Genomic DNA, 6,337 nt, shown 5'->3' with positions numbered 1-6,337 from the left:
GTTACCGCCAAGTGTAAAAAGAGAAACGATTGACATAATATTTAACAGTGTACCAGTTAGAAAGCAATTAAAATATTAATTAGCTATGACTTCAAACACAATAAATCGGACAATTGAATCATCAAATGCAATTACTTTTATAATACTTGTGAGTAGGCTTTCTTTATTTATAGTTTTTCAAGCACTGATTGCCTTACTTATCAATTCATGGGAAACTTCTGAAAAATACTGGTTGCTAACTGCAACTCTTACAAATATTGTTAGTATAGCACTATTGTTCATACTATTCAAGCGTGACGGAAATAATTATTTCAATATATTCTCATTTAATAGGGCGAGTATTAAAAAAGACATTATCATCTTCGTAGGATTAGCCCTTGTATCGGTACCTATTGTTTTTGTTCCCGGCTATTTCCTGAGCATAGCGATATGGGGCAATCCAAATGTTCCGACAGATATGATGTTTAGCTCAATTGAAAAATGGTTGGTTTACGTTTTATTAATAGCTTTTCCCGTGACTATAGCTTTTGCAGAATTAGCTACTTATTTTGTATACGTCATGTCAAAACTCAAAAAACAACTGAAAGTAAAATGGTTAGCAGTATTACTTCCTGTTATATTTCTCTCTATTCAGCATTGCACTTTACCATTTATCCCTGATTTGAATTTTATCATGTATCGTGGTCTGGTATTTTTACCTTTCGCTATCTTAATCGGAGTGTCAATTTATTATCGACCTTCGCTTTTCATTTACTTTGCAATTTTACATGGCGTTATGGACTTTGGAACTGCCTTGATGTTCCTATTTGAGATAAAATAAATTAACCAAATAAACAGATATGATAGTAAAAAAAAATAGCAATACCACAGAAAAATAATACTGGCAATGGTTTACAAGGACTGATGAAAGAACACCAGGCGGTAACAAAGGCTAAAATCAAGCGGGCGGAAAGTGCTAATTTGAAAGGTATTGTAACTTATAAACTTTATCGCAGGTTGAAAGTGAAGTGCTCCGAAATGCCCGCCAGCTTTTAGCCTCAAACGTTATGCGCAATTAAAAACGACCAGACTTAGAACGAAAATTAATGACTGAAATAAAAAAATATAGAATAACGACAAGTTCACGAATTCATTTCTTACTAACGATTTTTATCTTACCAATAGTTTGTCTTATTCCAACAATGTTTTTAGTTGGTAAACTTGAGGACACAAATAAAGACTTATTTGGAATTATGACTTTTATTGTAGTTGGACTTTACTTTTTAGGCGGTTGGTTTTTATCAAAAAGAACATCAAAAGCAAAACTGATTGTACAAATTGTTGAGAATGGCTTAGATATCAAATGGGAAAGAAACTACATCCTTTACAAATATTCAGACAGATTTATTAATTGGCAAGACATAAACTGGTACAAATTTACTCCTGACCAACATTTTGACATTTTTAAAATAAAAGTAAAAAGACAACGGAATTTTAAATTTGAGCACGCTTCAAATGATAAAGATGACTTTAGAAGTTTTAATGCTGCATTCAGAAGAAACATCAGAGAACGAAATGAAAATGTGTCAGACAACTTAATGATTTTAGAAGCTCCAAATATGTATGACGGTCTGACTGGGAAAATTCTAATGGGATTTGGATATTTTACTATTGCAGCGGGAATTATTTTGATTCCTTGGGCTATAATTTCAGGACAAAAGATTAATCCCGTTACTATTTTCGGACTTTTAGGAGCTATGGGAAGCGGAGCTTTTACGATTGGACACGTGAAAAATAAACAAAAGAAAAATAAGAATAAAAGCGCATAACATTTTGTATAAGTAATGGCAGGGAAAGTGTTAAATATCAAGGTTTGTAGCCCGCTCAAACTGTGTAGCGGTTTGACAGGAAAACACCACGCAATCTGCCACTACTCATACAATTTACCGTTATGCCTCATTAAACAAAACAGAAAATGATAAAGAAAGTAAGTAGAAGAATTTTAAAATTAATATTAGGCATAGTCTTATTGACAGCAATAGCCTATGGAACATTTCACCTTTGGGAATATGCAACAGGTGGTAAATACGTTAAATATCTCAAAGAAAACTGCGAAACAGTAAACCCTGATCAGTCTTTCACCTATGACATTATCAAGACGGATATAGATAAAAGTATATTGATTTTGGTGGGCGAAATACACGGAACGGAAGAACCTTTAAAATTCGATGTTGACTTCTTTAAATATCTCAATAAAAATTATGGTGTGAGACATTATTTAGCTGAATTGGACTTTGTACAGGCAGAATATCTTAACAAGTTTATGGCGAATAAAGACCATGAATTATTGAAAAATGTATTAAAGAGATGGGTTGTTGTTCAAGGAAGAAGCAATCAGGATTACTTTAATAAATACTTAAAGTTCCAAGAATTATATGAAATACTTCCTGAAGACCAAAAATTTCGATTTATAGGAATTGACAGAATTCAAGATTGGGAATTGACGACCAGTTATTTGAATGACTTAATTCCAAAAGATTCACCTTTGCCAACTATTGAATTTAAAGAGGATGGTATCCAAGAGACATTGATAAGACAAATCGATATGTTGAACCAATATTACGCTGATGACAGCACCAGGTTAGTAAAACTAGCTAGTATAAAATCAAACATTGAAATGGTTCAAATGAAAAAGAATAGAGAAGATATCCTATTTGATAATTTCAAGACTTTTTATAACACAGAAGGGATTAAAAGTCAGAAGCTCTATGGATATTTTGGTCTATTCCATATATTTCAATATCGGGTAAATGGTAAACATCCATTGGCCTCAAAAATAAGAATGTCTGATTTGGAACTGGAGAATAAAATACTTTCTATAAATTTTATGCTCAACGACAGCTATATGGTTATGCCGAGCAAAACTTTGCCAGAGTTCTTACGAGATAAGGGGAAATACACAAGAATGCCCTTATCTGCTGATAATATGTTAGTGATGTATATTTATGGCATAAAAGACTTAAAGAGAACGACCGGCAAACAACAGAAATCACTGATAAAAATGAATGGAGTAGATAATCCATATGCAAACTCAAATCGCTTAAACACTTCATTCCAAATATTACCTGTGACAGACTTATTTGAAATGACTGACAAAGGCAAACCATACGTTCAATATACTGTTTTTGTGAGGAATTCAGATTGGGCAGAACCGATGAAAGAATAACGAAGGCATAACACTTTGTATAAGTAATGGCAGGCGATGTGCTAAATATCAACGTTTGTAGCCCGCTCAAACTGCGTAGCGTTTTGACAGGAAATTGCCACGCAATCTGCCACTACTCATACAATTTACCGTTGGGCGTAATAGCAAGATGGCTTTACTGACAAATTAGATGATACACAAATTATTAAAAAGGAGGCTTTATGAGTTATAAGCGTATAATCATAACAGATTTTGGAGAACCAGAAGTTATGCAGTTAATTGAAGAAAAAACTTTACCCGAACCTAAGCAGGGTGAGGTGAGAATTAAAGTTTTGAAAACAAGTGCAAATTTTACTGATGTTATGATACGCAAAGGTAAATATCCTGATGTTAAGGACAAACCACCTTTTACTCTTGGATACGATATGGTTGGTATCGTAGATAAATTGGGCGAAGGTTCAACAGAATTTCAGGTTGGTGACAAAGTTGCTGATATGACAGTAATTGGAGCGTATTCTGAGTACATTTGTCTGCCTGAGACAAAATTAACTCGTGTACCTGACAATATTGATTCCTCAGAAGCTGTTACTTTGATTCTCTCATATATGACAGCTTACCAAATGTTGCATCGAATAGCAAAAATTTCAGAGGAGAAAACTATTCTTATTCATGGTGCTGCCGGTGCAGTTGGAATAGCCATGCTACAATTAGGCAAACTTCTTAACCTTAAAATGTATGGAACAGCCTCTAAGTCAAAACATGCCATTGTAACTAAGTATGGTGGAATACCGATAGATTATAAAAGCGAGGATTTTATGAAGCGCGTTCATGAATTGTCAAGTGAAGGTGTTGATGCTGTTTTTGACCCCATTGGTGGTGAAAATTTTAAAAAATCATTTAAAACTCTAAAACCTGGAGGAATATTGGTTGCATTTGGATTTTACAATGCAGTTATGGGTAAAGGTGGTAATATACCATTTGAGTTTATGAAAATATTATTATGGAACATTTTACCTAACAATAGAAAGTCATCTTTTTATTCTATTGGCGGATTACGGAAAAAGCATCCTGAATGGTTTAAAGAAGATTTAATTAATTTATTTGAATTGTTAGAAAATGGGGATATTAAGCCAGAAATTGCAAATCATTTCACATTAGATAAAGCAATTGAAGCTCATTATAAAATTGAAAATGCTGAGATTGAGGGCAAAATTGTCTTCGATGTCTCGTAATTTTTATTGGGACTGAGAAATAATAATAGGTTAAAAAGCTACATACGCCCAACACATGGTATAGTGCATGCGGGTTTCAGCGGTTTTTGAAGGTTCGTGGCTCGTAAAAAACTTTGGTGTAAACTGATAGGAAATCGCTTCGTAATCCCGCACGACACCATACCATCAAACGTTGTGTGGCATATTAGAAAACTAAAACGGGAAATAATTTTGTTAATCAGATAAATGAAAGTAATATTAATTAAATAAAGGAGGAGTAATTATGAATGGAATAACTGTAATAGTTGTAATTCTTGTTCCCATTGCATTTCAAGTTTTTATGCTTCAAATCAAACAGGACAAAAGACATAATGAAATAAAAGAAATCCTAAAAAGAATTGAGGAAAAAATTGAAAAACATAATCCTTAATATGGAGAAATCAACTTTAGATGCAAAACATAACAAGAATGCACCTTATTGGGCTACAGCACTTTTGTTTTTTGGTATATTAGGATTATCGACAATTTGGATTGATTTTGGAAGATTTTGGAAGGGATACTTGCTTGATATAGCGGGGCCTGCCTGGAACTATATATTATTTCGGGGACTTTTTACATACAAAACAAACAATTCATGGACACGTTTTTTTACACCAAATAGAACTTTGGTAATATTTCTGATAGTATGCTTTGGAATTGAAACTTTGCAATATTTTAAGATTTACGATTCGACATTTGACACTTGGGATTTTCTTGCTTACATTTCTGTACTTGTCCCATTGTTTTTAATAGACAAAAGCTTGATTAAAAAAAGTAGAAATACGCCACACAACACGCAATAAAAAACATAGGGCGGAAAGTGATAAATTTGAACGACATTACTTTTAATAAAAGGCTTGGTAGCTTGATAGGTAGGTGCTTTGAAATGCCCTACATTTCTTATTGCCACTCGTTATGCCCAATGCTATGAAGACCGTTTTCCATAGACAGTTTTTCGTGCAGACAATTACTCAACAATGACAATGATAAAACAAAATACAATGAAACAACTTTTATTCATCTTGACAGTATCTCTCAGTATTATAACTGCACAGGGACAAATTTTAAATGGTAGTTTTGAAAATGGTTCAAATCCTGACTTATCAAATTGGGAATGGACTTGCGGTGCAATTTCGTTTAATAATGCACCGACAGGTGGAGGCAATTGGTGCATTAAAGTTAATGGTGGAAACACGCAAGGATGTTTTCCGGGCTACGCTTACCAAAAAATTCCTACAATTACAAATGGACAAACATATATGCTTTCTGGATGGGCGTTTGCACAAACATCACCACCTATCGGACTTTATTTTGGTAAAATAAATAACGGAATTATTACACTTCAAGCAGGGGACACAACATATTCAACTTCGTGGACACAGTTAAATGTTCAATCAAGTTTTTCTCTTTCTACTGGAGATACTGCACTGGTAGTTTTATATGGCGGACTTGTAGGCGGACCTATTCAAGGTTACGGTTACTTTGACTTGATAAACCTTCAGCAAGTGACAGGAATAAATTCTCTTGAACAAAAACAGTCAGCTAAAATTTTCCCTAACCCATTCAACAATCAAACAACTTTGCAGACAGACAATATTTTAAAAAACGCAACTCTTTCGGTTTACAATTGTTTTGGGCAGACAATAAAAAAAATAAGAAATATTTCGGGGCAGACAATTACTATTAACCGAGACAATTTACCAAGCGGAGTTTATTTTATTCGCCTAACACAAGACAATAAAATAATAGCAACAAACAAATTAATAATCGCTGATTGACGAACACAGATGACACAGGAAGCACTAGGTATAACACGGGTTTTTCGTTATGCGGGGTGAAGTGCTTAAATTTAAGTTCAGTTTTTCAAATAGGCTTTAGTGCTGGGTTGACAGTTTTATGCCCT

General features: G+C 33.7%; 6 protein-coding genes. All 6 read left to right on the top strand.

From position 1 onward, the window contains the following. Window positions 1–85 precede the first annotated feature (85 nt). Window positions 86–820, top strand: coding sequence for a hypothetical protein (locus IH597_13675; GenBank protein ID MBE0663502.1), 735 nt, complete (start codon window positions 86–88; stop codon window positions 818–820). Window positions 821–1,085: 265 nt separating this feature from the next. Beyond that, the gene (locus IH597_13670; protein MBE0663501.1) at window positions 1,086–1,808 is read left to right on the top strand and encodes a hypothetical protein; all 723 of its coding nucleotides are present in this window, start codon (window positions 1,086–1,088) and stop codon (window positions 1,806–1,808) included. Between the two features lie 146 nt (window positions 1,809–1,954). Beyond that, entirely contained in the window at window positions 1,955–3,205 is a 1,251-nt protein-coding gene (locus tag IH597_13665; GenBank protein ID MBE0663500.1) for a hypothetical protein, read from the top strand. 200 nt (window positions 3,206–3,405) lie between these two features. Further along, window positions 3,406–4,416, top strand: a complete 1,011-nt coding sequence (locus tag IH597_13660; protein ID MBE0663499.1) for a zinc-binding dehydrogenase — start codon at window positions 3,406–3,408, stop codon at window positions 4,414–4,416. A gap of 410 nt (window positions 4,417–4,826) precedes the next feature. Beyond that, complete coding sequence (locus IH597_13655) at window positions 4,827–5,237, top strand: hypothetical protein (protein ID MBE0663498.1); 411 nt, start codon at window positions 4,827–4,829, stop codon at window positions 5,235–5,237. Between the two features lie 198 nt (window positions 5,238–5,435). Then, window positions 5,436–6,212: a T9SS type A sorting domain-containing protein gene (locus tag IH597_13650; GenBank protein ID MBE0663497.1), complete on the top strand. Its 777-nt coding sequence runs from the start codon at window positions 5,436–5,438 to the stop codon at window positions 6,210–6,212. Window positions 6,213–6,337 lie beyond the last annotated feature (125 nt).

The organism is Bacteroidales bacterium, assembly GCA_014860575.1.
Lineage (GTDB): Bacteria > Bacteroidota > Bacteroidia > Bacteroidales > JAAYJT01 > JAAYJT01.
The sequence above is the reverse complement of the archived record's forward strand: the minus strand, read 5'-3'. Positions and strand labels throughout refer to the sequence as shown.